This is a genomic window from Streptomyces sp. NBC_00425 (assembly GCF_036030735.1).
In the GTDB taxonomy this organism is placed as follows: domain Bacteria; phylum Actinomycetota; class Actinomycetes; order Streptomycetales; family Streptomycetaceae; genus Streptomyces.
In genome coordinates this window covers 3,475,090-3,498,261 of sequence record NZ_CP107928.1, presented here as the reverse complement: position 1 = coordinate 3,498,261, position 23,172 = coordinate 3,475,090, and the positions used below count along the sequence as shown (strand labels likewise).

The window sequence follows — 23,172 nt, the reverse complement described above, 5'->3', positions numbered from 1 at the left end:
CGATGTCGCTTGCCGCTCCTGACGCGGGAGGCTTCCGTCTCCACGGGAGCATCACGGGAGCGGCAGGCTCAGCGGCCGGCTGGGCCGCTCACCGGAGGTGGGGGAGCACCTCCGAGCCCAGCCGCCGTACGTTCTCCTCGGTGGCCGCCAGGTCGCCCGAGCCCTCCACGAGCAGGGCGAAGCGCGAGATGCCCGTCCGCTCGCTGGTGGCCGCGAGGCGGTCGGCGCAGAGCCGCGGGGTGCCCACCGGGTGCAGTCCGCAGAGCAGTTCGGTGTATGCCACCGGGTCCCGCATGGAGCGGGGCCGGCCGTCCACCGTGACATGGGCGTCGAGTCCCTGCTTCAGCCAGCCCGGCATGGTTTTGACCAGGGTCTCCACGGCGTCCGTGCGCCGGTCCGCGATCTGGCAGACGCCCGCCGAGACATGTGCCGCGCCGCGGATCTCGCCCTCGGTCCGCCCCGCCGCGCGGGCGAACCGCCGCCACTGGGCGACCATCTCGGCCTTCTCCTCGTCCCCGACGTGCATGCCGAGCAGCATCGGCAGGCCGCGTTCGGCGGCCAGCCGCACGCTCGCCGGAGAGGTGCAGGCGACGACGACCTCCGGACCCGCAGCCTCCGTCAGGGCCTCCGACGGCCTGGGCACGACGGGGACTTCGCGGAAGCGGAAGCGCTCGCCGTCGGCTCCCACCGAGGGTTCACGCAGCCAGCGCACCAGCAGATCGAGTGATTCCGGGAACCCCTTCTCGTACGCCTCCAGGCCGGAGCCGAACACCTCGAGGTCGACCCACGGCCCGCCGCGGCCCACACCCAGCGAGAAGCGGCCGCCGCTGGTCAGATGCAGCAGCGCGGCCTGTTCGCCGAGCGCCACGGGATGGACGGTGGGCAGTACGCTGACCGCCGTGCCCACCCTGATGCGGCGAGTGCGGCCCAGCAGCAGAGCGGCGAGCGTGATCGCCGACGGGCAGGTGCCGTACGGCACGAAGTGGTGCTCGGCCAGCCAGACCGAGTCGAGCCCCGCCTCCTCGGCGACCTCGGCCGAGCGGACCGCGCGGTGCAGCGCCTCGCCCTGCCCCTGGCCCGGGAACTGGGCCCCCAGTACAAAACTTCCAACGCGCATGGACTTTCCTGCTTCCTTGGCTCCGACACGGAGCTCCCCCACCCGGCATAACCGTCCGACACGTGCCGAGGACACGGCCTGGCGGAGAGATTTGCGGATTGTCTGCCGAATGCGACGTCCGGGAAGGGGACCTGCGGGGTCCGCCGCCCCACGGGTGCCCGGGCTCGCGCCGCGTACGCTGGAGAACGGCCCTGCCCCCTGTATAGCCCCGTGAGGTGTCCTGTGTCGCCGCGTCGCAACCGACCCAAGGATGAGGGCTCGTCGGGCCGGAGCGCCGAGGACGACCGCACGAGCCGCTACGGCGGCTGGGAGTCGGCGCAGGACTGGCACGGCGAACAGTGGAGCGTACGGCACGTGGCCGGGGCGAGCGCCCAGGGCAAGACGTACCGGTGCCCCGGCTGCGACCAGTTGATCCCCGGCGGCGTCCCGCACGTGGTGGCCTGGCCGGAGCACGCGGGCGTCGACGACCGGCGGCACTGGCACAAGGCGTGCTGGAACGCACGGGACCGCCGCACCCCGGGGATGCAGCGGTCCCGTAACGCACCCAGGTTCTGAACCCGGTCCCTTCTCGGTTCTCGGCGCGGCGGGGCGTCGACCTACACGTCCCGCTGCTCCAGCAGCGCGAAGGCGGCGCCGAGCACGACGGTGGTCATGCCCAGCGCGATCCACAGCGGGTCCCAGCCGGTCGGGCCGCTCTCGCTGAGCGAGGTCGCGTAGAAGACGCCGAGCTGGCTGGGGATCGAGTACTCGAAGAGGGCCTGGCGCAGGCTCTCCAGCGAGGCCGAGAACATGAAGATCGCGATGACCAGCGGGGCCAGCAGCAGACCGATCATGATGGTGATGGCTCCCGCCGAGTGCCGGATGATCGAGCCGACGGCCAGCGAGACGAGCCCGAGCAGGGCCATGTAGAGGGACACGCCCACGGTGGCCTTGAGCCACTCCTCGCCGCTCGGCGAGCGGGCGTCGGAGAGCATCGCCACGTGCGCCATCGCCACGAGGCCCGTGGACACGAGCGTCACCGTGAAGGCGACGACGAAGAACACGATCGCCTTCGCCGCGAGGACCCGGCCGCGTGAGGGGCAGGCCACCATGGTCGTGCGGATCATGCCGGTGCCGTACTCGGAGGCGGTGGTCAGCACGCCGAGCGTGATGACGCACATGCTGCCCAGGAGCAGTCCGAAGAAGCCGAACGACAGCGCGGTGCTGCCCGAGAGGTCCTGCTCGGTGGCGTTCGCGGCGACGATCGCGCCGGCCAGCAGCCCGATGCCGACGATCAGCAGCACGTACACGCCGAGCGTCCACATCGTGGAACGCACGGACCGGATCTTGGTCCACTCCGAGGCGATGGCGTTCCCGAGGTGCGTGCGCACGACCGGGATCGGCGAGGTGTAGACGGGGCCGGCCGCGGTGTACGAGGCGCCGGGCGCCGTCTGCCAGGCGGGTGCGGCCTGCGGAGACGGGTGCTGCGGGGTGCTCATCGGGCGTCCTCGGACTCGGTCGGGGCGTCGGGGGCGGAGACGGGCGCGGGCGCCGGCGCGGCTTCGGGCGCCGGTGCCGCGGCCGGGGCGGCGGGCGCCTTGTCCAGCGAGGGAGCCGGCGCGGACGGCGCCGCGGGCGCGGGCTGCGCGCCCGGGGCCTGCGTGGGCGGCTGCGCATACGGGTTGGCGATGTTCGGGCCCGGAGCCGTGCCGGGCGTTCCCGGGGCGCCGTACGCCCCGTAGGGGGCCGCCGGGGGCGCCTGAGCCGGCTGTGCGGGCGCGTAGCCCTGCTGCGGGGGCGGCGGGGCGTACCAGCCCGGCTGGCCCTGGCCCGGGACCGGCATCGGCGGCTGCGCGCCGGGCGGCAGCTGCTGCTGGAGGCCGGCCTTCTGGTCGATGGTCGACCGGTAGTCCACGGCGCCCTGCGTCATCCGCATGTACGCCTCCTCCAGGGAGGCCTGGTGCGGCGACAGCTCCCACAGACGGACGTCGCTGTCGTGGGCGATGTCGCTGATCCTGGGCAACGGCAGTCCCGTCACCCGCAGTGCGCCGTCCTGCTCGGGCAGGACGTGGCCGCCCGCCTCGGTGAGCGCCGAGGCCAGCTTCTCGCGCAGCTGCGGGTCGGTGTGCGGGGTGCGCACGCGCGCGAAGTCGGCCGAGTTGGCCGAGATGAAGTCCTTCACGCTCATGTCGGCGAGCAGCTGGCCGCGCCCGATGACGATCAGGTGGTCGGCCGTCAGCGCCATCTCGCTCATCAGATGGGACGAGACGAACACCGTGCGGCCCTCGGCGGCCAGGGCCTTCATCAGGTTGCGCACCCAGAGGATGCCCTCGGGGTCGAGGCCGTTGACCGGCTCGTCGAAGAGCAGCACCTGGGGGTCGCCCAGCAGGGCGGCCGCGATGCCGAGCCGCTGGCCCATGCCCAGGGAGAAGCCCTTTGAGCGCTTGCGGGCCACGTCCTGGAGGCCGACCACGCCGAGCACCTCGTCGACCCGCCGGGCCGGGATGCCGGACAGCTGGGCCAGGCTCAGCAGGTGGTTGCGGGCGTGCCGGCCGCCGTGCACCGCCTTGGCGTCCAGCAGGGCGCCCACCTGGCGGGCGGCGTTGGGCAGCCGGCGGTACGGGTAGCCGCCGATGGTCACGGACCCGGCGGTCGGGTTGTCCAGGCCCAGGATCATCCGCATGGTCGTGGACTTGCCGGAGCCGTTGGGCCCGAGGAAGCCCGTGACGGCCCCGGGGCGCACCTGGAAGGAAAGGTTGTACACAGCGGTCTTGTCGCCGTAGCGCTTGGTCAGGCCGACTGCTTCGATCATGCTCCGCACCCATCGAAAGGTTCAGGACAGCAGGGCACACGCCCCCGTAAGGGTTAGGAGACTATCGGGGCGCTGACGGTTCCGCTCAAGTGAAAGCAAAGCCCAAAGCGTTACGCGTCGCGTTGCTTCAGCAGGAGGTAGCCGCCGGCGAGGGCCGCCGCCGTCCACAGCGCCATGATCGCGAACCCGCCCCAGGGCCCGTACGGGGTGTCGTCGTCGATCCGCGTGACCACCTGCATCACCCTGCTGCCCGCCTGGTCGGGCAGATACCGGCCGATCTTCTTCGTGGCGGAGACGTTGCCGAGGATGTTGGAGATCAGGAAGAAGAACGGCATCAGGATGCCGAGCGACAGCATCGGCGAGCGCAGCATCGTGGCCATGCCCATCGAGAAGACGGCGATGAGCGTCATGTACAGACCGCCGCCGATCACCGCCCGCAGGACGCCGCTGTCCTCGATCGACGCCCGGTGCGAGCCGAGCATGGCCTGTCCCAGGAAGAACGTGACGAAGCTGGTCACGAGCCCCACGGCCAGCGAGAGCCCGGTGGCCACCGCGATCTTGCTGAACAGGAAGGTGCCGCGCTGCGGCACGGCGGCCAGCGAGGTGCGGATCATGCCGGTGCTGTACTCGTTCGACACCACCAGCACCCCGAACACGATCATCGCGAGCTGACCCAGGGTCATCCCGGCGAAGCTGACGAAGGTGGGGTCGAAGGAGAGCCGGTCGCCTCGGCCCATGTTGTCGAACTCGTGGTTCGACAGCGCCGAGATCAGCACGCCGAGGGCGACGGTGACCACCACCGCGAGGGAGAGTGTCCACACCGTGGACGCAACCGACCGGATCTTGGTCCATTCGGACCGGATGACCTGGGTCGCCGCCATCGTCAGCTCCTCGTCCAGTCGTCGCCCCACTGCTGCCGGGGCTGTACGTCGGGCATGCCCGCCGGCACGTCCAGGGGCATGTCCATCGTGTCCATCGGCACGTCCGGGTGCGCGTGGTACTGCACCGACTCCGCGGTGAGCTGCATGAACGCCTCCTCCAGGGAGGCCCGCTGGGGGCTCAGCTCGTGCAGCACGATCTGGTGCTGCGCGGCCAGCTCGCCGATGTGCTCGGGCTTGCCGTCGTCGACCTCCAGCACCCCGCTGCCGGTCTCGACGACCACCGTCCCGGCGCCGTGCAGCACATCGAGCAGCCGCTCCCGCTGCGGGGTGCGGATACGGACGTAACTGCGCGAGTTCTGCGCGATGAAGTCGGCCATGGAGGTGTCGGCGAGCAGCCGGCCCTGCCCGATGACGACGAGATGATCCGCGGTGAGCGCCATCTCGCTCATCAGATGGGAGGAGACGAACACCGTCCGCCCCTGCGAGGCCAGCGATTTCATCAGGGTGCGGATCCAGTGGATGCCCTCGGGGTCGAGGCCGTTGACCGGCTCGTCGAACATCAGGATCCGGGGATCCCCGAGGAGCGCGCCGGCGATGCCCAGCCGCTGCCCCATGCCCAGCGAGAACCCCTTGGCCTTCTTCCGCGCCACGGAGGTGAGCCCGACGGTGTCCAGCACCTCGTGCACCCGGCTCCGCGGGATGCCGTTGCTCTGCGCGAGACACAGCAGATGGTTGAAGGCGCTGCGCCCGCCGTGCATGGCCTTGGCGTCGAGCAGGGCGCCGATGTAGGTGAGGGGATCCCTGAGCCGGTCGTAGTGCTGCCCGTCGATGAGGACGTCCCCCGCGGTCGGCCGGTCGAGACCGAGCATCATCCGCATGGTGGTGGACTTCCCGGCGCCGTTCGGACCGAGGAAGCCCGTGACGATGCCCGGTCTGACGGTGAAGCTGAGGTTGTTCACCGCCACCGTGTCGCCGTACCGCTTGGTCAGTCCCGACAGCTCGATCATGCGGCCACGCTAAAGCGCGGCAAAGCCCCCTGCCACCGGAGTGGCAGAGGGCTCGACAGCTCTCCGTTCCCCGTACCCCCGGACGTTACCGGGACTGCTGCGCCGGGACCCCGCGCGAGATCGGCTCGTCGTCCGTGGACGGCGCACCGGCCGCGGCCACCGCGGCGCCGGTCAGCGTGGCGAGCATCTCGCGGACGTTCGTCAGCTGGGCGTTGATGCTGTCGCGGCGGTTGGTGAGCGCCGCCAGCTCGCGCTCGGACTCGGAACGGATCCGGTCCGCCTTGGCGTTCGCGTCGGCCACGATGTCCTCGGCCTGGCGCTGCGCCGTCTCGACGGTCTGACGGGCACGACGCTCGGCGTCGGTGCGCAGCTTCTCCGCCTCCAGACGCAGCTGCTCCGCGCGGTGCTCGATCTCCGCGAGACGCTTCTCCGCCTTCTGCTGACGGGACGCCAGGTCGCGCTCCGACTGCTCGCGGCGCTTGGCGAGGTTGGTCTCGAAGTCGGCGGCGGCCTGCGCGGCCTTCGCACGGGTCTCCTCGAAGAGGGCGTCCGCCTCCTCACGCTTCGACTGCGCGTCCTTCTGCGCCTCGGAACGCAGCTGCGACGCGTCGCTCTTGGCCTTCTCGACGATCCGGACGCCCTCGTCCTCCGCCTTGGCCTTGCGCTCCGCAGCGAACGATTCTGCGTCGTTGCGCACCTGCTGGGCGGCCGACTCGGCGAGCTCCCGGTGCTGCTCGGCCGCGCGACGGGCCTCCTCGCGCAGGTCCTTGGCCTCTTCCTCGGCGAGGCGGAGGATCTTCTCGACACGCGCGCCGAGACCGGCGTACGACGGCTCCGCGTCGCTTACCTGGGCCTGGGCGTTCTGCGTCTCGAGGTGGAGCTCCTCGATGCGCTTTTCCAGAGCAGTGATACGAGCCAGAGCGCTGTCACGGTCGGAGACGAGCTTCGAGATGCGTTCGTCCACCTGAGCGCGGTCGTACCCACGCCGCACAAGCTCGAAGCCGTAGGGGGAAGTGTCGCTCATGGGGTTCCTGTCGAATGAGACCGGTGAGGTGATAGGTGGAATCCTAGGGGCCGGAGCGGTGTGTCATCGAGCGTATGCGTGTTTGATCTGGAGAATGACACCCCTTTTGGGTGGCTGAGCGGCACAGCCCTTGCCAAAGGTCCGGTCAAAGGCCTCAGACTTTAACCCAATCCACACATTCCGCTAGCCGTCCGAGGGCTTCCCACCCGATCGGGGCGCTCCGATGGCGGCGCCCGCCTTGACGCCCCCGTCCTTGCTCCCGGCCGGCGCCTCGAAGGACTCCAGCGCCTCCAGCACGTCCTGGACCCGGGAGATCTCCGCGTTGATGTCCTCGCGCCGGCGCACCAGGACCTCCAGCTCCCGCTTGCCCTCCTCGACCGTGCGCCGCGCCTCGCGGATCGCCTCGGCCTTGAGCTCCTCGGCCTCCCGCACCAGCGCCGACTTCTTCTGCTCGGCCTCCTTGAGGAGCCCCTCCGCCTTCTTCACGGCGGCGATACGCACCTTGCCGGCCTCGGAGTTGGCGTCCGACACCAGCTCCCGCGCCTTGGCCTGCGCCTTCGCGAGCTGCTCCTCGGACGCCTTGATGAGCGCGTCGCAGCGGTCGCCGGTCGACTTCATCGTCTCGGCGGCCTCACGGCGGGCCCGCTCGTGCAGCGACTCGATCTCGCTCGTGATGCGGTCGCGCAGCTCCTCGGCCCGCTCCCTTATGGCCGTCGCGTCACGCCGGGCGCCGATGAGCAGCTCGTCCGCGTCCGTACGGGCCCTCTCCACCCGGGAGTTGCCCTCCACCGTCGCCTCGGAGACCAGCCGGTCGGCCTCGCTGCGGGCCGCGCCGACCATCGAGTCGGCCTGCGCCTCCGCGTCCGCGGTGGTCTTCTGCGCCTGGGTCTGCGCCTCGGAGAGCAGCTTGTCCGCCTCGGCCGCGGTCTCCGTGATGAGGGTGTCGACCTGCTCGGCCGCCTCGGAGCGCCGCTTGTTGGCCTCCTTGCGGGCCTCGTCCAGCGTCGAGTCGGCCTCCTCGCGGGCCACGCTCATCAGACGGTCGGCCTCCGCGGCCGCCTCCGTCCGGACGCGCTCCGCCTCGGCCCGGACCCGCTCGGCGTGCTGCTGCGCGGACCCCACGGTCTCGGCGGCCTCGGCGCGCAGCCGCTCCGCGTCCCCCGACGCGTCCGAGATCAGCTTCTCCGCCTTGGCGACCGACTCGGCACGCAGCCGCTCGGCCTCCGCGATCGTCTCCGACTGCAGCCGCTCGGCCTCGGCGATGGTCTCCGTCTGGAGCCGCTCCGCCTCGCTTCGTGCCTCGGTGATGAGGGTGTCGGCCTGCGTCGCCGCGTCCGAGCGGATGCGGTTGGCGTCCTCGCGGGCGTCGGCGCGGGTGCGCGACGCGTCCTGCTCGGCCTGGGCGATGGTGTCCGACGACTCGGTGCGCACCCGCTGGGCGTGCGCGGACGCCTCCGAGCGCAGCCGCTCCGCCTCCGCGATCGCCTCGCCGACGGTCTGCTCGGCCAGCGCCTGCGCCGCCTGCGCCGCCTCGCTCGCCTCCCGCCGGACCCGGCCCGCGTCCTCCGCGGCCCGCTCCCGCTCGGCGTAGGCGTCGCCGCGGACCCGGTCCGCCTCCTCCTCGGCCTCGCGCCGGACGCGGTCCGCCGCGTGCTCGGCGGCCGAGCGCAGCCCGGTGATCTCGTCCTGCGCCTGCTCGTGCAGTCCGGCCACGGAATCCCGCACCTGCTGCGCGTGCTGCTCGGCCGCCGACACCATCTCGGTGGCCCGCCGGTCCGCCTCCTCGACCAGCCGGACGGCCTCGGTCTGCGCCTCCTCCACGCGCTTGCGCGCCGAGGCCAGCAGTTCCTCGCTCTGCTCGCGGGCCCGCTCACGCTCCTGGCCGGCCTCCTGGCGGGCGGAACCGAGCAGCTCCTCGGCCTCGCGCCGACGCCGGACGGCCTCCTCCTGGGCGGCGGCCAGCGTCTCGGACGCCTCGTCGGCCAGCCGCTCGGCCGCGGCCTGCGCCTCCGCGCGCACCCGGTCGGCGGTGTCCTGCGCCTCGGTCTTGAGGCGCTCCGCCTCCGCGGCGGCGTCGGACCGCAGCCGCACCGCGACGGCCTCGCCCTCGGCGCGCGAGGCGGACGCGTCGGCGGCGGCCTCGTTGCGCAGCCGGTCCGCCTCCGCGTCGGCCTGCTGCTGGAGGCTGCGGATCCGCTCGGCGGCCTCGGAGCGCAGCCGCTCGGTCTCCTCGACGGCCTCGCGGCGGATCCGCGCGGCCTCCTCGCGGGCGTCGGTGAGCGCCTGCTCGGCGGAGGCCAGCCGGCTCTCCGTCTCCGTCTGCAGCCGGGTCAGCTCCTCGGCTGCCTCCGCCTGCCGGACCTCTATGCCTCGCTCGGTCTCCTCACGCAGCTCGCGCGCGGCCTGCTCGGCGTTCGAGGTGATGGTCTCGGCGAGCTCCACCGCCTCCTCGCGGGAGCGCTCGGCCTCCGCTCGGGTGCGCTCCAGGGTCTCGGCGGCCTGCCGGCGCAGCGCGGTGGCGCGCTCGATGGCCTCGGTGCGCACCTTCTCGCTGTCCGCGGTGGCCTTCTGCCGCAGCTCGTCCGCGTCGGCCTTCGCCTTGGACAGCAGCTCCTCGGCGGTCCTGGCCGCCTCCTCGATCTGCTGGACGGCCTCCTTGCGGGCCTCCGCGCGGATCTTCTCGCCCTCGGCGACCGCGTCGGCGCGCAGCTGCTCGGCCTCGCCGCGCAGCCGGCGGGCCTCCTCCTGGAGCTCGACCGTCTTGGCGCGGTACTCCTTGGTGTCGTCCTTCGCCGAGCCCTTGAGCTGCTCGGCGATGTCGTGCGCCTCGGCGCGCAGCCGGTCCGCCTCGGTCTCCGCCTCGCGGCGGATCCGCTCGGCCTCCTCGCCGGCGGCCCTGGTGGTGCGCTGGGCGTCCTCCTGGGCCTTGATGAGGACGTCCTCGGCGGTCTTCGCCGCCTTCGACAGCTGGGTGGCGCTCTCCTCGGCGGTGAGCGTGCGGGCCTTCTCGGAGGCCTCCGCGACGATCTTCTCGGCCTCGGCGCGGGCGTCGGCGACGAGCTGCTCGGCGTCCGCCTTGGTGGTCTCGGCCTCCTTGGTGGCCTCGCTGACCAGCCGGGCGACCTGTTCCTTCGCGGTGCGGGTGCGCTGCTCGTTCGCCGACTCGGCGCCCGAGAGCGTCTTCGACGCGGTCTCCTTGGCCTCGGCGAGCACCTTGTCGGCCTCGGCCTGCGCCTTGCGCAGCGCCTCCTCGGCCTCGGACATGCGCTGCTCGGCGGCGCGGCTGAGCTCGCCGGCCTGCCGGCGGGCGGCGTCGGACTCGGTGACGGTGGAGGTGCGCAGCTGTTCCGCGTGGTCGCTGGCCTCCTGCGCCTGCGTGGACGCGGCGTTCAGCAGCCGCTCGGCGTCGGTGCGGGCCCGCAGCAGCAGTTGCTCGGCCTCGGCGCGGGCCGACTCGGCGTCGGCCTGGAGCCGCTGGCGGGCCTCCGTCGCCACCCGCTCGGCCTCGGCGCGGGCGGCGGTCAGGGCCTGCTCGGCCTCGGCCCGCGACTCGTCGAGCAGCCGGCGGGCCTGCGCCTCGGTGCGGGCGCGCAGCTGCTCGGCCCACGCCACGTTCTCGTTGACGTGCGACTCGACGTTCTGCCGGCGCTCGGCCAGCTCCTGATCGAGCTGCTGGCGACGGCTGACGGCCTCCTGGTGCAGCTCCGCCTGGAGGCGGGCCGCCTGCTCGGCGTGCTCCTGGAGGATCCGCTGCGTCTGCGCCCGGGCCTGGCTCAGCTCCCGTTCGGCGTCCTGCCGCAGCTGGTCGGCCTGCATCTGCGCGTTGCGCAGCAACTGCTCGGCCTGGTACCCGAGGTCGCCGCCGTCGAAGGCGGGCCGGGACATGATGGTGCGCCGCGCCTCGTGCAACTTGGCGCGCAGCACCTCGACCTGGTAGCCGAGGTCCTCGGCATGCTGGATCGCCTTTTCCCGCTCGGTCTTCAGCCGCTTCATCTCGGCTTCGAACCGAGTCAGGTGGTCGACGTCAGCCGCCGGCTCCCGCTCCTGGCTCTCATAGCCCCGCACTGCGCGGTCCCATCCGTCCCTGGTCGCAAGCTTCCCCAACGAGCTCCGTCCATCCGCCGGACGGGGCCCCCGGGGAATGGTGTCAGATCAACGACGGAGCATGGGCTGCTGCCCCGACGCTCGTCCCCCGAAACCCGGACCCCGGCTGCGTCCCGCCGCTGACGGCAGGACCGGGTCGCCCCGGTGTGAGCGGCGACCGAGCCCAACCCTACCGGCCCATATGTACGGGGGTCAGTGCTCAGGTGACTCAACAGGGGCCGATGTGACCAGTTCTGTCAGCACTCCGTGGCAATCCTTCGGGTGCAGGAAGGTGATTCGTGACCCCATGGAGCCGCGTCGGGGCTCCTCGTACAGAACGCGTACGCCCTTGGAGCGGATGTCGGCGGCCTCGCCGTCCACGTCCGACGTACCGAAAGCGATGTGGTGAACGCCCTCGCCGTTCTTGTCCAGCCACTTGGCGACGGTCGAGTCGGGGCGGGTCGGCTCCAGAAGCTGCAGGTAGGAGGCGCCGCCGTCGGAAGTGTCATTGATCTTGAGCATGGCCTCGCGCACGCCCTGCTCCTCGTTGACCTCGGAGTGGAACACCTCGAAGCCGTATGTGGAACGGTAGAACTCGACGGTCGCGTCGAGGTCGTGGCAGGCGATCCCGATGTGGTCGATTCGCGTCAGCATGGTGCTAGTGCAGCGCGGCTGAGGTGGTTACGCAACGTGCGCGCGATCACACTGACGGCCCGATGACGGCACGGAGTGCCACTCAGTACATTCGAAGTAAACCCTCGTTCACTCCTCGGCCTGTGCAGGCCGGTAAGGGGAATCGCAGCTCATGACTGACTCGACTGGCTCCAACGGCACGACCTCGGTGATCGTCGCGGGCGCGCGTACGCCCATGGGACGGCTGCTGGGCTCCCTCAAGTCCTTCTCCGGAGCCGATCTCGGCGGCTTCGCGATCAAGGCCGCCCTCGACCGCGCGGGCATCGGCGGCGACCAGGTGCAGTACGTGATCATGGGCCAGGTGCTGCAGGCCGGGGCGGGGCAGATCCCGGCCCGCCAGGCCGCGGTCAAGGCCGGCATCCCGATGAACGTGCCGGCGCTCACGATCAACAAGGTGTGTCTCTCGGGCCTGGACGCGATCGCGCTCGCGGACCAGCTGATCCGCGCGGGTGAGTTCGACGTCGTGGTGGCCGGCGGCCAGGAGTCCATGACCAACGCCCCGCACCTGCTGCCGAAGTCCCGCGAGGGCTTCAAGTACGGCGCGATCGAGATGCTCGACGCGATGGCGCACGACGGTCTGACCGACGCCTTCGAGAACGTCGCCATGGGCGAGTCCACCGAGAAGCACAACACCCGTCTCGGCATCGCCCGTCCGGAGCAGGACGAGATCGCCGCCCTGTCCCACCAGCGGGCGGCCGCCGCCCAGAAGAACGGCGTCTTCGAGGCCGAGATCACCCCGGTCGAGATCCCGCAGCGCAAGGGCGAGCCGGTCGTCTTCAGCAAGGACGAGGGCATCCGCGCCGACACGACCGCGGAGTCCCTCGGCAAGCTCCGCCCGGCGTTCGCCAAGGACGGCACGATCACCGCGGGCTCGTCCTCGCAGATCTCCGACGGCGCGGCGGCCGTGGTCGTGATGAGCAAGGCCAAGGCGCAGGAGCTCGGCCTGGAGTGGATCGCGGAGATCGGCGCCCACGGCAACGTGGCCGGGCCGGACAACTCGCTGCAGTCCCAGCCCTCCAACGCCATCGCGCACGCCCTGAAGAAGGAGGGCCTGCAGGTCTCCGACCTCGACCTGGTCGAGATCAACGAGGCCTTCGCCGCCGTCGCGGTCCAGTCAATGAAGGACCTCGGCGTGTCCACGGAAAAGGTGAACGTCAACGGTGGTGCCATCGCCCTCGGCCACCCGATCGGCATGTCCGGCGCCCGGCTGGTGCTGCACCTGGCCCTGGAGCTCAAGCGGCGCGGCGGCGGCGTCGGCGCGGCGGCGCTGTGCGGCGGCGGCGGGCAGGGCGACGCGCTGATCGTGCGGGTGCCCAAGGCCTGAGTAGCGTCGCGCGACGTCACTCGCTGAACGCAACTGAACGGATCTGAACGGAGCTGTGATGCAGGACGTCTCCTCGCTGGTCGCCCAGGCCAGGGAAGGCCGCCCCCGGGCCGTGGCCCGGCTGATCTCCCTCGTGGAGGGGGCGTCCCCGCAGCTCAGGGAGGTCATGGCGGCCCTGGCGCCGCTCACCGGCAACGCGTACGTGGTCGGGCTGACGGGGTCGCCGGGCGTGGGCAAGTCCACCTCGACGTCCGCGCTGGTCACCGCCTACCGCAGGCAGGGCAGGCGGGTCGGCGTGCTCGCCGTCGACCCGTCGTCCCCGTTCTCCGGGGGCGCGCTGCTCGGCGACCGGGTCCGGATGTCCGACCACGCCTCCGACCCCGGCGTCTACATCCGCTCCATGGCCACCCGCGGCCACCTCGGCGGCCTCGCCTGGTCGGCGCCGCAGGCGATCCGCGTGCTGGACGCGGCGGGCTGCGACGTGATCCTGGTCGAGACGGTCGGCGTGGGCCAGTCGGAGGTCGAGATCGCCTCCCAGGCGGACACCAGCGTCGTCCTGCTGGCCCCGGGAATGGGCGACGGCATCCAGGCGGCCAAGGCGGGCATCCTGGAGATCGGCGACGTCTACGTCGTCAACAAGGCCGACCGGGACGGCGCCGACGCCACCGCCCGCGAACTGAACCACATGCTCGGCCTCGGCGAGGCCCGCGGCGCCGGGGACTGGCGGCCGCCGATCGTGAAGACCGTGGCCGCGCGCTCCGAAGGCGTCGACGAGGTCGTCGAGGCGCTGGAGAAGCACCGGGCGTGGATGGAGGAGCACGGCGTCCTCGCCGAGCGCCGCCGCGCCCGCGCCGCCCGCGAGGTCGAGACGATCGCCGTCACGGCCCTGCGCGAACGCATCGGCGACCTCCACGGCGACCGCCGCCTGAGCAGCCTGGCGGACCGCATCGTCACCGGCGAACTCGACCCCTACCGGGCGGCCGACGAACTGGTGGCGGGGCTCACGGAGGGCTGAGCCGGGCCGGCGGCACGGCGGGAAAACGGCGTGCGGGACACGCAAGGGCGCTGGTACGTTCGTTCGCGTGTTTCTCCTCTTGGCATAGGGACCGCCCAGGTCCGTGATCGGTGAACGGCACCAGGCCGGACCGGTCGCGGCGATCAGGCGTCCCCTTTCCCGCCCTGCCTCGAGTCGAGGAACCGCCTCATGTCCGCTTCGTCCTCCGTGCGGCCTTCCTATGCCGCCGTCCTGCGGGTCCCGCACGCCCGCCGCACCTTCGCCGCCGCCCTGACCGGCCGGTCGTCCTACGCGATCGTCCCGCTGTCCGTGATGCTCGCCGTGACCCGGTCCTCGGGCTCGTACGCGGTCGCCGGCGCCGTGATGGCGCTGTTCGGGGCCACCGCCGTCTTCCTGTCGCCCGCGCGGGCGACCCTCGTCGACCGCCACGGGCCGCGCCGGGCGCTCGCGCCGATGACGGCCGGGCACATCATGCTGCTCGGTCTGCTGGCCACTGCGGTCTCCGGGCCGGACGCCGTCCCCGCACCGGCGCTCGGCGCCCTCGCCGCGGCCGCCGGGGCCTGTGTGCCACCGCTGGGGCCGACCATGCGGGCCGTCTGGACCCGGCTCGCCCCCGACCCGGCCCTGCTCCAGCGCGCCTACAGCCTCGACGGCGTCGCCGAGGAACTGCTGTTCGTGACCGGGCCGCTGCTGGTCGGCGTCCTCGTCGGCTTCGCACCGCCGGCCGCCGGGATCGTGGTCGGCGCGGCCCTGATGGCCGTGGGCACGGCCGGGTTCCTGTCGTCCCCGGCGCTGCGTGCGGCGCCCGCGGGCGCTGACGCCGTGCGGCGGGGCGGCGGCGGGCTGCGCGGGCTCGGGCGGCCCGTGGCCGCGATCGCCGGCGTCGGGCTGGCGCTGGGCGTGGTCGACCTGCTGGTCGTGGCGTTCGCGGAACGGCACGGACACGGCACCGGCGGGGCGGGCGTGGCCTGGGTGCTGGCGGCGCTGTCGGCCGGCAGCGCCGTCGGCGGCCTGCTCAACGGCGCCGTGCCCTGGCGGACGCCGCCCGCGGCCCGGCTGCCGCTGCTCACGGCGGGCCTCGGGCTGACACTGTGCGGCGCCGCCCTGGCGCCGGGGCTCGGCACCCTGGCGGCGGCCGTCGCGGTCGCCGGGTTCTTCGTGTCGCCGGCGCTCACCACGGCCTACCTCGTCGCCGACGAGGTCGCCGCGCCGCAGGCCCGGGTGCGGGCGGGGGCGTGGATCAACACGGCCGTCAACGCGGGCTGCACGGCGGGCACGGCGGTCGCCGGGGCGCTGGCCGGGCGGCTGCCGGTGGGGGCGTGCTTCGCGCTGACCGGGGCGGCGGTGCTCGCGACGGCGGCGCTCGTCGCGGGCGCGTCGGGGCGGGGCACGCCGGGGAAGGGAACGCCCGGGGAGGGCACGCCGAGGGACACGGGCGAACTCGTGCCCCTCGCCTGAGACGCCGACGCCCTGTCGTCGTCCGGGTCGCCCGGGTCGACCGGCTCACGGTCGGTGGGACGCCGGCAGGCGGAGCCCTGTTCGAGCTCCGCCTGCCGGCCGTCACCGCGTAAGGGGCGCTACGGCCTTCCCCGCCGCCCGCGGAGGTTCTCCGCGACGGGCTTCAGGGCCTTGGAGAGTTCCGTCAGGGCCTCGGGGGACAGGAGATCGATGAAGTGTCGTCGCACCGAGTCCACGTGGTGCGGCGCGACCTTCTGCATGGTCTCCAGGCCGTGGTCGGTCAGGACCGCGTACAGACCGCGGCGGTCGGACTCGCAGTTCTCCCGGCGCACCAGATCGGCGTTCTCCATGCGGGTGATCTGGTGCGAGAGCCGGCTCTTGGACTGGAGGGTGGCGGAGGCGAGGTCGCTCATGCGCATCCGGACGCCCTCCGACTCGGAGAGGTTCACCAGGATCTCGTAGTCGTTCATGGTCAGTCCGAACGGCTGAAGATCCTTCTCGAGCTGGTACGTCAACAGCCTGTTGACCTCCAGATGGGTGCGCCAGGCGCACTGCTCCGCTTGGGTCAGCCAGCGCGTGGCCGTTTCGGTCTCCATAAATGCAGTCTACCTAAAATGTTGAAAGGCGAACTAGTACGGGCGGTGTGACGGTGCGCACGCGTTCGATGTCACACTCCGCAGACTACCGCTCACAGCCCGAAGCGACGCTGGAGGTCCCCCAGCTGTCCGGGAAGGCGCGGTGCGCCGGACGGCGTACCGTGACCCCCTTGCCCACCTGGGACGCCGCCCGCGCCGGGCACTCCGGGCTCGTGCGGAACCGCCCCCGTGGCCTGCTCGGCCATCAGGGTCTCGGTCGACTGCAGCAGCACCGTCCCGGCGCCGACGAACTCGAACTGGTGCTCCTCCCCGGAGGCGCCGCCGAGGCCCGTCAGTGCACGTAGACCGCCCATCACGCCGGTCATGTAGCCGTGGTCGTAGTGATGGCACGGGGAGGGGCAGTCGGCCCAGCCGACGAGCGCCTGAGGGTCCACCCGGAGCGGGGGTTCCATGAACACCACCGGCCCGTTGGACGCGGCCACGAACTTTCCGGTTCCGATGAGGGTGAGGAATCCCGGCACGATCGACTGCTTGAGCGACAGACTTGGCTGAAAAGCGAGCAGATTGCCCGAGCGAATGGTCAGGTTGCCGTCTTCGAGGTCGTAGGAGTTCACGTCGAAGGCCCGGTCGGCGAGGAGCATCTTGCCCGAGCCCTCCGCCACGACCCAGTCGCTCGCGTGCAGAGGCGAATGGAAGGAAGTGCGCACCAGACGGTCCAGCCGGCCGTGTCCGACGCCGTTGAAGTCGATCGACCCGTAGTAGGCGATCATCTTCCCCTTCTGCAGGAACCACTGGCTCCCCTTGAGCTCCACGCAGAAGGTGTAGCTGTTCACGTTGTCGTCGACCGGCAGGGTCATGGGGTCGTGCACCGTCGGGCCGCCGCCCGGAGCCCCGTACATGCTCACAGCTTCTCCTCCGACGCCTGGACGAACACCGCACCGCTGCCGCTCAGCTCGAGCTGGAAGCCCTCGCCGGAGCCGCGGCCCACCATGTCCCGCCAGCCGAGCGCCGTCGACAGCTTGTTGCGGACGTCGCCGTGGTGGGCGACGTAGGCCTGGGGGTCGACGTGGACCGGGCGCTGCGGGGTGATCGGGACCTCGAAGACCCCGCCGTGGGCCATCACGGCGACGGCCCCGTGGCCCTTGAGGGTGGTGGTGAACAGCCCCTGTCCGCTGATCTGGCCGCGGACCATGCCCATGACGCCGCCCTGCGAGCCCAGGAACATCGTGCCCTGCTGGAGGGTGCCCTCGAACGCGAGCAGGCGGTCCGCCTCGACGCACAGCGTGTCGCCGCCGAGCCGGATGACCTGGACGTGGTGCCCGCCGTGCCCGAAGAGGACCGTGCCGTTGCCCTCGACGGTCATCAGCGGCGTGTCCTCATTGGCGAGCCGCCGCCCGATCATGGACATCACCCCGCCCTGCCCGCCCTGGACGTTGGGGGTGAAGGACACCTCGCCGCGGTAGGCCAGCATGGCCCCGCGCTGGCTGAAGAGCCGGGCGCCGGGGACGACGGTCGCCTCGATCATCTTGGAGTTGATCTCACGGAAGGTCATCTCACACGTCCCCCGCGATCGTGTTGCGCTCGCTCGGCTGGACGTACACCAGGCCGTCCCCCTCGAAGCGGATCTGGAAGGCCTCGCCGCCGCCCTCGCCCAGGAATGTGCGGAACGTCACCCCCGACTGGAAGGACTGCCGGACGTTGCCCTGGTGTGCGACATAGGCGCCGGGGTCGACGGTGAGCGGGTACTGCGGGCTGACGCGCAGCACCACGGCCGGCCCGTCCGACGTGATCGCCGCCTGGCCGGTGCCCTCGACGGTCGTCGTGAACAGCCCGTTGCCCTGGGTCGCGCCGCGCACCCCGGTGAAGCTGGTGCCCGTCCGCAGGCCGGCGTCCGTCGCGAGCAGGTTGCTCGACTCGACGAACAGCTTGTCGCCCCGGAGCTGCACCAGATTGATCTCGGAGGCGCGGTCGGCGAACCAGCAGGTGCCCTGCCCCCTCACCTCCATCACGGTCATCTGCTCGCCGGTGAGCCGCCGGGTCACCATGCCCCGGATGCCCTCACCGCCGCCGCTGAGCTTCTTGAAGGCCATCTGCCCGTCGTACGCGACCATCGAGCCGTTCTTCGCCTTCACGGCGTCGCCGGTCATGTCGACGGCGAGCACCTTGCTGCCTTGGAGTCGAAACATCGCCACGGGGCGAAGGTATCGGCCGGACGGGTGCGCCGAACAGCACCCGGAGGTGGAGCAAGACCCTGAACGCACCCTTAGGGGGACCGTTTGTCACAATGGACGAACGCTTGTGCGTCCATTCACAAACCGCCCTGCCCATCGCCGTACCCACCCGAAGGTGACCCGTGGACCTGAAGACCGCCTCCGCCCTCCGCCGCCTGCGCCTGGTCTCCGCCCCGGAGGCCGTGTCGTTCCTCCTGCTGCTGGTCTGCTCGGTGCTGAAGCGGACCACGGACTTCGACGCCGTGCCCGTGATGGGCTGGGTCCACGCCGTGCTGTTCCTGCTGTACCTGCTGTTCTGGGCCGACGCCTGGTACCGCACCAAGTGGTCCCGGAACACCGCGGCCCTGTACTTCGTCCTCGCGGTCCTGCCGACCGGCGGTTTCTTCGCCGAGCGCAGGCTGCGCCGCGAGTCGGTGGACGCCGTCATCGCCTCCCGCGCCCGCAAGGAAGGCGTCGTGAACGCATGATCGTCGCTTTCTCCATCACCCCGTTGGGTGTCGGCGAGGACGTCGGCGAGTACGTCGCCGACGCCGTTCGGGTGGTCCGCGAGTCCGGCCTGCCGAACCGCACCGACGCCATGTTCACCTCCGTCGAGGGCGAGTGGGACGAGGTGATGGACGTCGTCCGGCGGGCCGTCGCCGCCGTCGAGGCACGCGCCCCGCGCGTTTCCCTCGTCCTGAAGGCGGACATCCGCCCCGGCGTGACGGACGGCCTCACCTCGAAGGTGGCGACCGTGGAGCGGCATCTCGCGCCGTGACCGCCCCGGACGCCCGTCCGGTCAGTCCCCCGAAAGGGTGCGGATCGGCGGGGGTCCGGCCTGCGCCGCATGACTAGTGTCTCCCCGGTCGATCATGTTCCGCGCGTCGTCGCGGTGTCGAAGGGGAGTGTGCGGTGGCAGGGCGGCGCGGGCCGGACCAACCCGGCAGGGCGATCACGGCGTTCCTCCTGGCGGTGACACTGGCGGTGCTCTGCGTGGGCCAGGCGCCCCGGACGCCCGCCTGCTCGCTCGCTCGTGGCGAGCTCACCGTCGAGGACCTGCCCGCCGGCTCCTCGGTGCTCGACTGTCCCGCGGTCGGACGCGTGGTCACCCACGACGGCGCGGGCCTGGCGGTGCCCGGACCCGGCACGACGGTCAGCGTCGACGCCCTCACCGCGGACGGGTCGGCGCACGGCTTCACCCTGACGGTCGCCGCCGACGGCACCGTCTCCTACTCCTACGAGGCGGCCCGCACCGAGGCCGTCCGGGGCGGCCGCGCCGACGCCCCCGCCCCCTGCGCCGACACCGCCTACGCCACCGCGGGCCGCAAGGAGTACGGCACGTACGAGTGGTTCCTCGGCGACGGTCACCTGCCCGGCGGAATCTCCCGGGCCGAGGCCAGGCAGGCCTTCGAGGAGGCCGTCGCCACCATCACCGCCAGCCGCAACGACTGCGGTCTCGACGACCGGGTCGCAGCGAGGGCCCGCTATCTGTCGACCACCTCCAGCAAGGCCGACATCGACCGGGAGTCCCGCTGTATGCGCCCCGACGGCCTGAGCGTCTGGGACACGGGCGATCTCGGCGGCGACGCCGTCGCCACCACCTGTTCCTGGAGCCGCCCGGCGCCCGGCGGGGGGCCGGAGGAACTGCTCGAGGCCGACGTCCGCTTCAACACCCACGACTACGCGTTCACCGACGACCCGTCCGGCGCCTGCACGCGCGCGTACGACCTCCGCAGCGTCGCCACGCACGAGGCCGGGCACGTCTTCGGCCTCGCCCACTCCGGCCCGGGACACGAGAACCTCACCATGTTCGCGAGCTCGTTCGCCTGCTCCACGAGCGCCCGCACCCTCGGCAAGGGCGACGTCCTCGGCCTGCGCAGCCTCTACCGTTGATCTCGGCCAGTGCTCCCCCGTCTACGGGGGAGGTGAAGGCCATCTCAGAGGCCGCCGGAAGGCGCGGTCGCAGGGCGGGCAACACCGTCAAACCCGCCGCAGCGATGTAGGCAGGAATCCCCTTCCTGAGCTTGCGAAGGGAGGGGAGAACTTCAATGAGCGTCGCCCGACACCAGCGCGATGCCCAGCGGCGTCCGCTCGTACAGCACCTGGTGGCCGTAGCGGCGGGACACCAGCAGCCCCGCCTCGCGCAGCACGCCCAGGTGCGCGGAGACCGACGACGGGGCGAGCCCGAGGCGGTGCGCCAGGGCCGACGTGCTCGCCGGATCGTCGAGCGCGCCGAGCACGGCGGCCCGCCCCCGGCCGAGCAGCCGCACGAGCGCGTCGGGAAGACGCTGCGCACGGTCGGCGGGGTCGCTCCACAGACCCGCGATGCCCCGCGCCGGGTAGACCAGCGTGGGCTGCCAGGGCGGGTCGAAGCCGCTCACCACGTCCGGCCACGAGAACACGCTCGGCATCAGCACCAGCCCCTGGCCGCCGAGATGCCGCTCGTGCTCGCCGTTCGAGGCGACGGTCAGCGTGCCGGCCCGCCAGCCGCACCGGCGGTTGATCTCCGGCAGCAGCCCGCCCAGGCCCACCTCGGCGAGGCGGCGGGAGTGGAAGACGACGTCCGCCTCCAGCAGGGCGCGCAGCCGGGGCCAGTCCGGCGCGAGCAGGGTGCGCCAGATCTCCTCCAGCACGTCGGCGAGCTCCCGGATCATCCGTTCCGGATCCGCCAGCCAGGCCCGCCCCTGCGGCGAGGCCAGTGCGCCGGGGGTGTCCGCCAGCGAGCGGGCGGTGTCCTCCCGGGCGGCTCGCGGGTCCGCGGCCCGCACGGCGGCGATCTCCTCCTCGAACCCGGCCGCGGGTCCGAGCGGCGGCGGACACAGCCAGTCGGGGGAGTGACCCCGGCGCGGCATGACGAGCCACAGCCCCGTCAGGTCGAGCGCCGAGGCCGCCGTGCGGATCCGGCGCAGCCAGGGCGTGTGGTAGCCGTGCCGGTCGGGCCGCTTGAGCGTGCGCGCGACCTCCTGCGTCTCCCACAGCGGGGACACCGCGAAGCGGCAGCGCAGGAAGTCCTCCTCCCCGAAGTGCAGACGCGAGGACACGCACCCCTCCCCTCACCCGTCCGGCGGACATTCGGCCCTGGCCGAAACTCTAGGCCGTCCGCCCGCGCCCCAGCACGCTGCCCTGCATGTCAGACGTCACGACGGCCGCCGCCGAGGCCCCGCCCACCGGATATCTCCGGGTCTTCGCCGTCCGCGAGTTCCGGGCCGTCTTCGCCGCCCACCTGCTGTCCATGCTCGGCGTCATCGTCGCCGAGATCGCGCTCACCGTCCTCGTCTACGACCTGACGGGCTCACCCCTGCTGAGCGCCCTGGCCTGGGCCCTCGGTTTCCTGCCCTACGTCGTCGGCGGCACCCTGCTGGCCGGCGTCGCCGACCGGTTCCCGGCCCGGCGCGTCCTGGTCGGCTGCGACCTGGTGTGCGCGGCGTGCGTGCTCCCCATGACGGCCCCGGGCGCGCACCTCGCGGTCCTGCTCGCCCTGCGCTGTTGCCTCGCCGTGGTCTCGCCGGTCTTCGCGGGCACCCGCATGGCGACCCTCGCGGACATCCTGGGCGACGGCGACCTGTTCGTCCTCGGCCGCTCCCTGCTGCGCATCACCGCGCAGAGCGCCCTGCTCGTCGGCTTCGGGCTCGGCGGCGTGCTGCTCACGGTGGCCTCCCCGCGCCAGGCCCTCCTCCTGACCGTCGCCACCTTCCTCGCCTCCGCCGCGCTGCTGCGCCTCGGCACCCGCAGCCGCCCGGCCCGCGCGCGGACCGGCGGGGCGCTGGTCGCCGACTCCCTCGAAGGCGCCCGGCGGGTCCTCGCCGACCGGCGCACCCGGGCGCTGCTGCTGCTCTTCTGGGTGCCGCCGACGTTCGCCGTCGCCCCCGAGGCGCTGTCCGCGCCGTACGCCGACGACCTCGGCGTCGGCTCCGTCGGTCTGGGGCTGCTGATGTGCGCGCTGCCGGTCGGCACGGTCGCCGGCGAGCTGTACGCCGGAGCCCGGCTGCGGCCCGCCGCCCGCGAACGGATCGCCCTCCCGCTGGCCTGCGTCACCGTGCTGCCCTACCTCGGCTACGCCTTCCACCCCGGCCTCGCCGTCTCGCTGCTCCTGCTGGTAGCCGCCGGGGCCGGGTCGGCGTACACCCTCGGCCTCGACCAGTGGATCGTCCGGGACGTCCCCGAGGAGCTGCGCGGACGGGCCATGACGCTGCTCACCGCCGGACTGATGACCTTCCAGGGCGTCGGCATGGCGCTGGCGGGGGTCGCCGCCGAGGTGGCGGGGGTGGCATGGACCGTCGCGGGGGCGGGCGTGCTGGGGGTGCTGTGCTGCGTCCTGACGGCCCGGGAGGTCCGGAGGACCGAAACGCGAGACGGGGCTGACCACGATGTGACCGGCCGGTAAGGTCTGGAGGCGTGCCGAAACCGCTCAGCCTCGCCTTCGATCCCATCGCCCGCGCCGACGAGCTCTGGAAGCAGCGCTGGGGGAACGTGCCGTCCATGGCGGCGATCACCTCGATCATGCGCGCGCACCAGATCCTGCTCGCCGAGGTGGACGCGGTGGTCAAGCCCTACGGGCTGACGTTCGCACGCTACGAGGCGCTGGTGCTGCTCACCTTCTCCAAGGAGGGCGAGCTGACCATGTCCAAGATCGGCGAGCGGCTCCAGGTGCACCCCACCTCGGTGACGAACACCGTGGACCGGCTGGTGAGGTCGGGTCTGGTGGACAAGCGCCCCAACCCCAACGACGGCCGCGGCACGCTCGCCGTGATCACCGGCAAGGGCCGCGAGGTCGTCGAGGCGGCCACCCGCGACCTGATGGCGATGGACTTCGGGCTCGGGGTGTACGACGCGGAGGAGTGCGGGGAGATCTTCGCGATGCTGCGGCCCCTGCGGGTCGCCGCGCACGACTTCGACGAGGACTGAACCGCCGCCCCGGCGACGCCTTCGACCGGCACCGCACCGGACGCGCCGGGAGCGCCGACCCGGGGCAA

General features: G+C 72.4%; 22 protein-coding genes. 9 read left to right on the top strand and 13 right to left on the bottom strand.

Annotated elements, in window-relative coordinates; all coding sequences use genetic code 11:
* Window positions 1-88: 88 nt before the first annotated feature.
* Window positions 89-1,117: an LLM class flavin-dependent oxidoreductase gene (locus OHS82_RS14630; protein WP_057584011.1), complete on the bottom strand. Its 1,029-nt coding sequence runs from the start codon at window positions 1,115-1,117 to the stop codon at window positions 89-91.
* A 222-nt stretch (window positions 1,118-1,339) separates the two neighbouring features.
* On the opposite strand from OHS82_RS14630, the gene OHS82_RS14625 reads away from it, so the two are divergent.
* Window positions 1,340-1,672, top strand: a complete 333-nt coding sequence (locus OHS82_RS14625; RefSeq protein WP_057584009.1) for a hypothetical protein — start codon at window positions 1,340-1,342, stop codon at window positions 1,670-1,672.
* Between the two features lie 41 nt (window positions 1,673-1,713).
* Here OHS82_RS14625 and OHS82_RS14620 read toward each other — a convergent pair whose 3' ends face one another.
* The 7 genes from OHS82_RS14620 to mce all read right to left on the bottom strand — a co-directional run bounded on the left by OHS82_RS14620 (window position 1,714) and on the right by mce (window position 11,557).
* Window positions 1,714-2,595 (bottom strand): ABC transporter permease subunit, encoded by an 882-nt coding sequence (locus tag OHS82_RS14620; protein WP_057584008.1) that lies wholly within the window; start codon window positions 2,593-2,595, stop codon window positions 1,714-1,716.
* A complete protein-coding gene (locus tag OHS82_RS14615) occupies window positions 2,592-3,908 on the bottom strand; it encodes an ABC transporter ATP-binding protein (RefSeq protein WP_328433981.1) in 1,317 nt (438 codons plus the stop codon). Before OHS82_RS14615 ends, OHS82_RS14620 begins: the two co-directional genes overlap by 4 nt.
* Window positions 3,909-4,018: 110 nt before the next feature.
* Window positions 4,019-4,789 (bottom strand): ABC transporter permease, encoded by a 771-nt coding sequence (locus OHS82_RS14610; protein WP_057584000.1) that lies wholly within the window; start codon window positions 4,787-4,789, stop codon window positions 4,019-4,021.
* A gap of 2 nt (window positions 4,790-4,791) precedes the next feature.
* Window positions 4,792-5,796: an ABC transporter ATP-binding protein gene (locus OHS82_RS14605; RefSeq protein WP_057583995.1), complete on the bottom strand. Its 1,005-nt coding sequence runs from the start codon at window positions 5,794-5,796 to the stop codon at window positions 4,792-4,794.
* A gap of 85 nt (window positions 5,797-5,881) precedes the next feature.
* Complete coding sequence (locus OHS82_RS14600) at window positions 5,882-6,820, bottom strand: hypothetical protein (protein ID WP_057583994.1); 939 nt, start codon at window positions 6,818-6,820, stop codon at window positions 5,882-5,884.
* Window positions 6,821-7,003: 183 nt separating this feature from the next.
* Window positions 7,004-10,885 (bottom strand): polarized growth protein Scy, encoded by a 3,882-nt coding sequence (gene scy / locus OHS82_RS14595; RefSeq protein ID WP_057583991.1) that lies wholly within the window; start codon window positions 10,883-10,885, stop codon window positions 7,004-7,006.
* A 231-nt stretch (window positions 10,886-11,116) separates the two neighbouring features.
* Window positions 11,117-11,557, bottom strand: a complete 441-nt coding sequence (mce, locus tag OHS82_RS14590; RefSeq protein ID WP_057583989.1) for a methylmalonyl-CoA epimerase — start codon at window positions 11,555-11,557, stop codon at window positions 11,117-11,119.
* A 151-nt stretch (window positions 11,558-11,708) separates the two neighbouring features.
* Between mce and OHS82_RS14585 the strand changes: the two genes are divergently transcribed.
* From OHS82_RS14585 to OHS82_RS14575, 3 genes are all read left to right on the top strand, one after another.
* The gene (locus OHS82_RS14585) at window positions 11,709-12,920 is read left to right on the top strand and encodes an acetyl-CoA C-acetyltransferase (RefSeq protein ID WP_057583987.1); all 1,212 of its coding nucleotides are present in this window, start codon (window positions 11,709-11,711) and stop codon (window positions 12,918-12,920) included.
* Between the two features lie 58 nt (window positions 12,921-12,978).
* A complete protein-coding gene (gene meaB, locus OHS82_RS14580) occupies window positions 12,979-13,935 on the top strand; it encodes a methylmalonyl Co-A mutase-associated GTPase MeaB (RefSeq protein ID WP_057583986.1) in 957 nt (318 codons plus the stop codon).
* Window positions 13,936-14,124: 189 nt separating this feature from the next.
* On the top strand, window positions 14,125-15,393 hold the full coding sequence (locus OHS82_RS14575) for an MFS transporter (RefSeq protein WP_328433980.1): 1,269 nt from the start codon (window positions 14,125-14,127) through the stop codon (window positions 15,391-15,393).
* Between the two features lie 119 nt (window positions 15,394-15,512).
* Here OHS82_RS14575 and OHS82_RS14570 read toward each other — a convergent pair whose 3' ends face one another.
* From OHS82_RS14570 to OHS82_RS14555, 4 genes are all read right to left on the bottom strand, one after another.
* Window positions 15,513-15,989 carry a MarR family winged helix-turn-helix transcriptional regulator gene (locus OHS82_RS14570; protein WP_328433979.1) on the bottom strand — a complete coding sequence of 159 codons (477 nt, stop codon included), beginning with the start codon at window positions 15,987-15,989 and terminating at the stop codon, window positions 15,513-15,515.
* A 92-nt stretch (window positions 15,990-16,081) separates the two neighbouring features.
* On the bottom strand, window positions 16,082-16,888 hold the full coding sequence (locus OHS82_RS14565; RefSeq protein ID WP_199863995.1) for an AIM24 family protein: 807 nt from the start codon (window positions 16,886-16,888) through the stop codon (window positions 16,082-16,084).
* A gap of 2 nt (window positions 16,889-16,890) precedes the next feature.
* On the bottom strand, window positions 16,891-17,541 hold the full coding sequence (locus OHS82_RS14560; protein WP_057583981.1) for an AIM24 family protein: 651 nt from the start codon (window positions 17,539-17,541) through the stop codon (window positions 16,891-16,893).
* A gap of 1 nt (window position 17,542) precedes the next feature.
* On the bottom strand, window positions 17,543-18,175 hold the full coding sequence (locus tag OHS82_RS14555; RefSeq protein WP_057584720.1) for an AIM24 family protein: 633 nt from the start codon (window positions 18,173-18,175) through the stop codon (window positions 17,543-17,545).
* Window positions 18,176-18,342: 167 nt separating this feature from the next.
* On the opposite strand from OHS82_RS14555, the gene OHS82_RS14550 reads away from it, so the two are divergent.
* The 3 genes from OHS82_RS14550 to OHS82_RS14540 all read left to right on the top strand — a co-directional run bounded on the left by OHS82_RS14550 (window position 18,343) and on the right by OHS82_RS14540 (window position 20,092).
* Window positions 18,343-18,687, top strand: a complete 345-nt coding sequence (locus OHS82_RS14550; protein ID WP_057583980.1) for a DUF3817 domain-containing protein — start codon at window positions 18,343-18,345, stop codon at window positions 18,685-18,687.
* Window positions 18,684-18,977: an MTH1187 family thiamine-binding protein gene (locus OHS82_RS14545; RefSeq protein ID WP_057583979.1), complete on the top strand. Its 294-nt coding sequence runs from the start codon at window positions 18,684-18,686 to the stop codon at window positions 18,975-18,977. The genes OHS82_RS14550 and OHS82_RS14545 overlap by 4 nt, the downstream gene beginning before the upstream one ends.
* A gap of 134 nt (window positions 18,978-19,111) precedes the next feature.
* Window positions 19,112-20,092: a matrixin family metalloprotease gene (locus OHS82_RS14540; RefSeq protein WP_328433978.1), complete on the top strand. Its 981-nt coding sequence runs from the start codon at window positions 19,112-19,114 to the stop codon at window positions 20,090-20,092.
* 152 nt (window positions 20,093-20,244) lie between these two features.
* On the opposite strand, the gene OHS82_RS14535 is transcribed toward OHS82_RS14540, so the two are convergent.
* Window positions 20,245-21,240 (bottom strand): ArsR/SmtB family transcription factor, encoded by a 996-nt coding sequence (locus OHS82_RS14535; RefSeq protein WP_328433977.1) that lies wholly within the window; start codon window positions 21,238-21,240, stop codon window positions 20,245-20,247.
* An 86-nt stretch (window positions 21,241-21,326) separates the two neighbouring features.
* Here OHS82_RS14535 and OHS82_RS14530 point away from each other — a divergent pair, with 86 nt between their 5' ends.
* Together OHS82_RS14530 and OHS82_RS14525 are read left to right on the top strand one after the other, a co-directional pair.
* Complete coding sequence (locus tag OHS82_RS14530; RefSeq protein WP_328433976.1) at window positions 21,327-22,583, top strand: MFS transporter; 1,257 nt, start codon at window positions 21,327-21,329, stop codon at window positions 22,581-22,583.
* A gap of 11 nt (window positions 22,584-22,594) precedes the next feature.
* The gene (locus tag OHS82_RS14525; protein ID WP_057583972.1) at window positions 22,595-23,104 is read left to right on the top strand and encodes a MarR family winged helix-turn-helix transcriptional regulator; all 510 of its coding nucleotides are present in this window, start codon (window positions 22,595-22,597) and stop codon (window positions 23,102-23,104) included.
* Window positions 23,105-23,172: the final 68 nt, after the last annotated feature.

Excerpts from the sequence above, each read along its gene's own strand:
- OHS82_RS14630 (WP_057584011.1), bottom strand. The coding sequence starts at position 1,117 with ATGCGCGTTGGAAGTTTTGTACTGGGGGCCCAGTTCCCGGGCCAGGGG.
- OHS82_RS14620 (WP_057584008.1), bottom strand. The coding sequence starts at position 2,595 with ATGAGCACCCCGCAGCACCCGTCTCCGCAGGCCGCACCCGCCTGGCAG.
- OHS82_RS14615 (WP_328433981.1), bottom strand. The coding sequence starts at position 3,908 with ATGATCGAAGCAGTCGGCCTGACCAAGCGCTACGGCGACAAGACCGCT.
- OHS82_RS14610 (WP_057584000.1), bottom strand. The coding sequence starts at position 4,789 with ATGGCGGCGACCCAGGTCATCCGGTCCGAATGGACCAAGATCCGGTCG.
- OHS82_RS14605 (WP_057583995.1), bottom strand. The coding sequence starts at position 5,796 with ATGATCGAGCTGTCGGGACTGACCAAGCGGTACGGCGACACGGTGGCG.
- OHS82_RS14600 (WP_057583994.1), bottom strand. The coding sequence starts at position 6,820 with ATGAGCGACACTTCCCCCTACGGCTTCGAGCTTGTGCGGCGTGGGTAC.
- mce (WP_057583989.1), bottom strand. The coding sequence starts at position 11,557 with ATGCTGACGCGAATCGACCACATCGGGATCGCCTGCCACGACCTCGAC.
- OHS82_RS14585 (WP_057583987.1), top strand. The coding sequence starts at position 11,709 with ATGACTGACTCGACTGGCTCCAACGGCACGACCTCGGTGATCGTCGCG.
- meaB (WP_057583986.1), top strand. The coding sequence starts at position 12,979 with ATGCAGGACGTCTCCTCGCTGGTCGCCCAGGCCAGGGAAGGCCGCCCC.
- OHS82_RS14575 (WP_328433980.1), top strand. The coding sequence starts at position 14,125 with ATGTCCGCTTCGTCCTCCGTGCGGCCTTCCTATGCCGCCGTCCTGCGG.
- OHS82_RS14570 (WP_328433979.1), bottom strand. The coding sequence starts at position 15,989 with ATGGAGACCGAAACGGCCACGCGCTGGCTGACCCAAGCGGAGCAGTGC.
- OHS82_RS14565 (WP_199863995.1), bottom strand. The coding sequence starts at position 16,888 with ATGTACGGGGCTCCGGGCGGCGGCCCGACGGTGCACGACCCCATGACC.
- OHS82_RS14560 (WP_057583981.1), bottom strand. The coding sequence starts at position 17,541 with ATGACCTTCCGTGAGATCAACTCCAAGATGATCGAGGCGACCGTCGTC.
- OHS82_RS14555 (WP_057584720.1), bottom strand. The coding sequence starts at position 18,175 with ATGTTTCGACTCCAAGGCAGCAAGGTGCTCGCCGTCGACATGACCGGC.
- OHS82_RS14545 (WP_057583979.1), top strand. The coding sequence starts at position 18,684 with ATGATCGTCGCTTTCTCCATCACCCCGTTGGGTGTCGGCGAGGACGTC.
- OHS82_RS14530 (WP_328433976.1), top strand. The coding sequence starts at position 21,327 with ATGTCAGACGTCACGACGGCCGCCGCCGAGGCCCCGCCCACCGGATAT.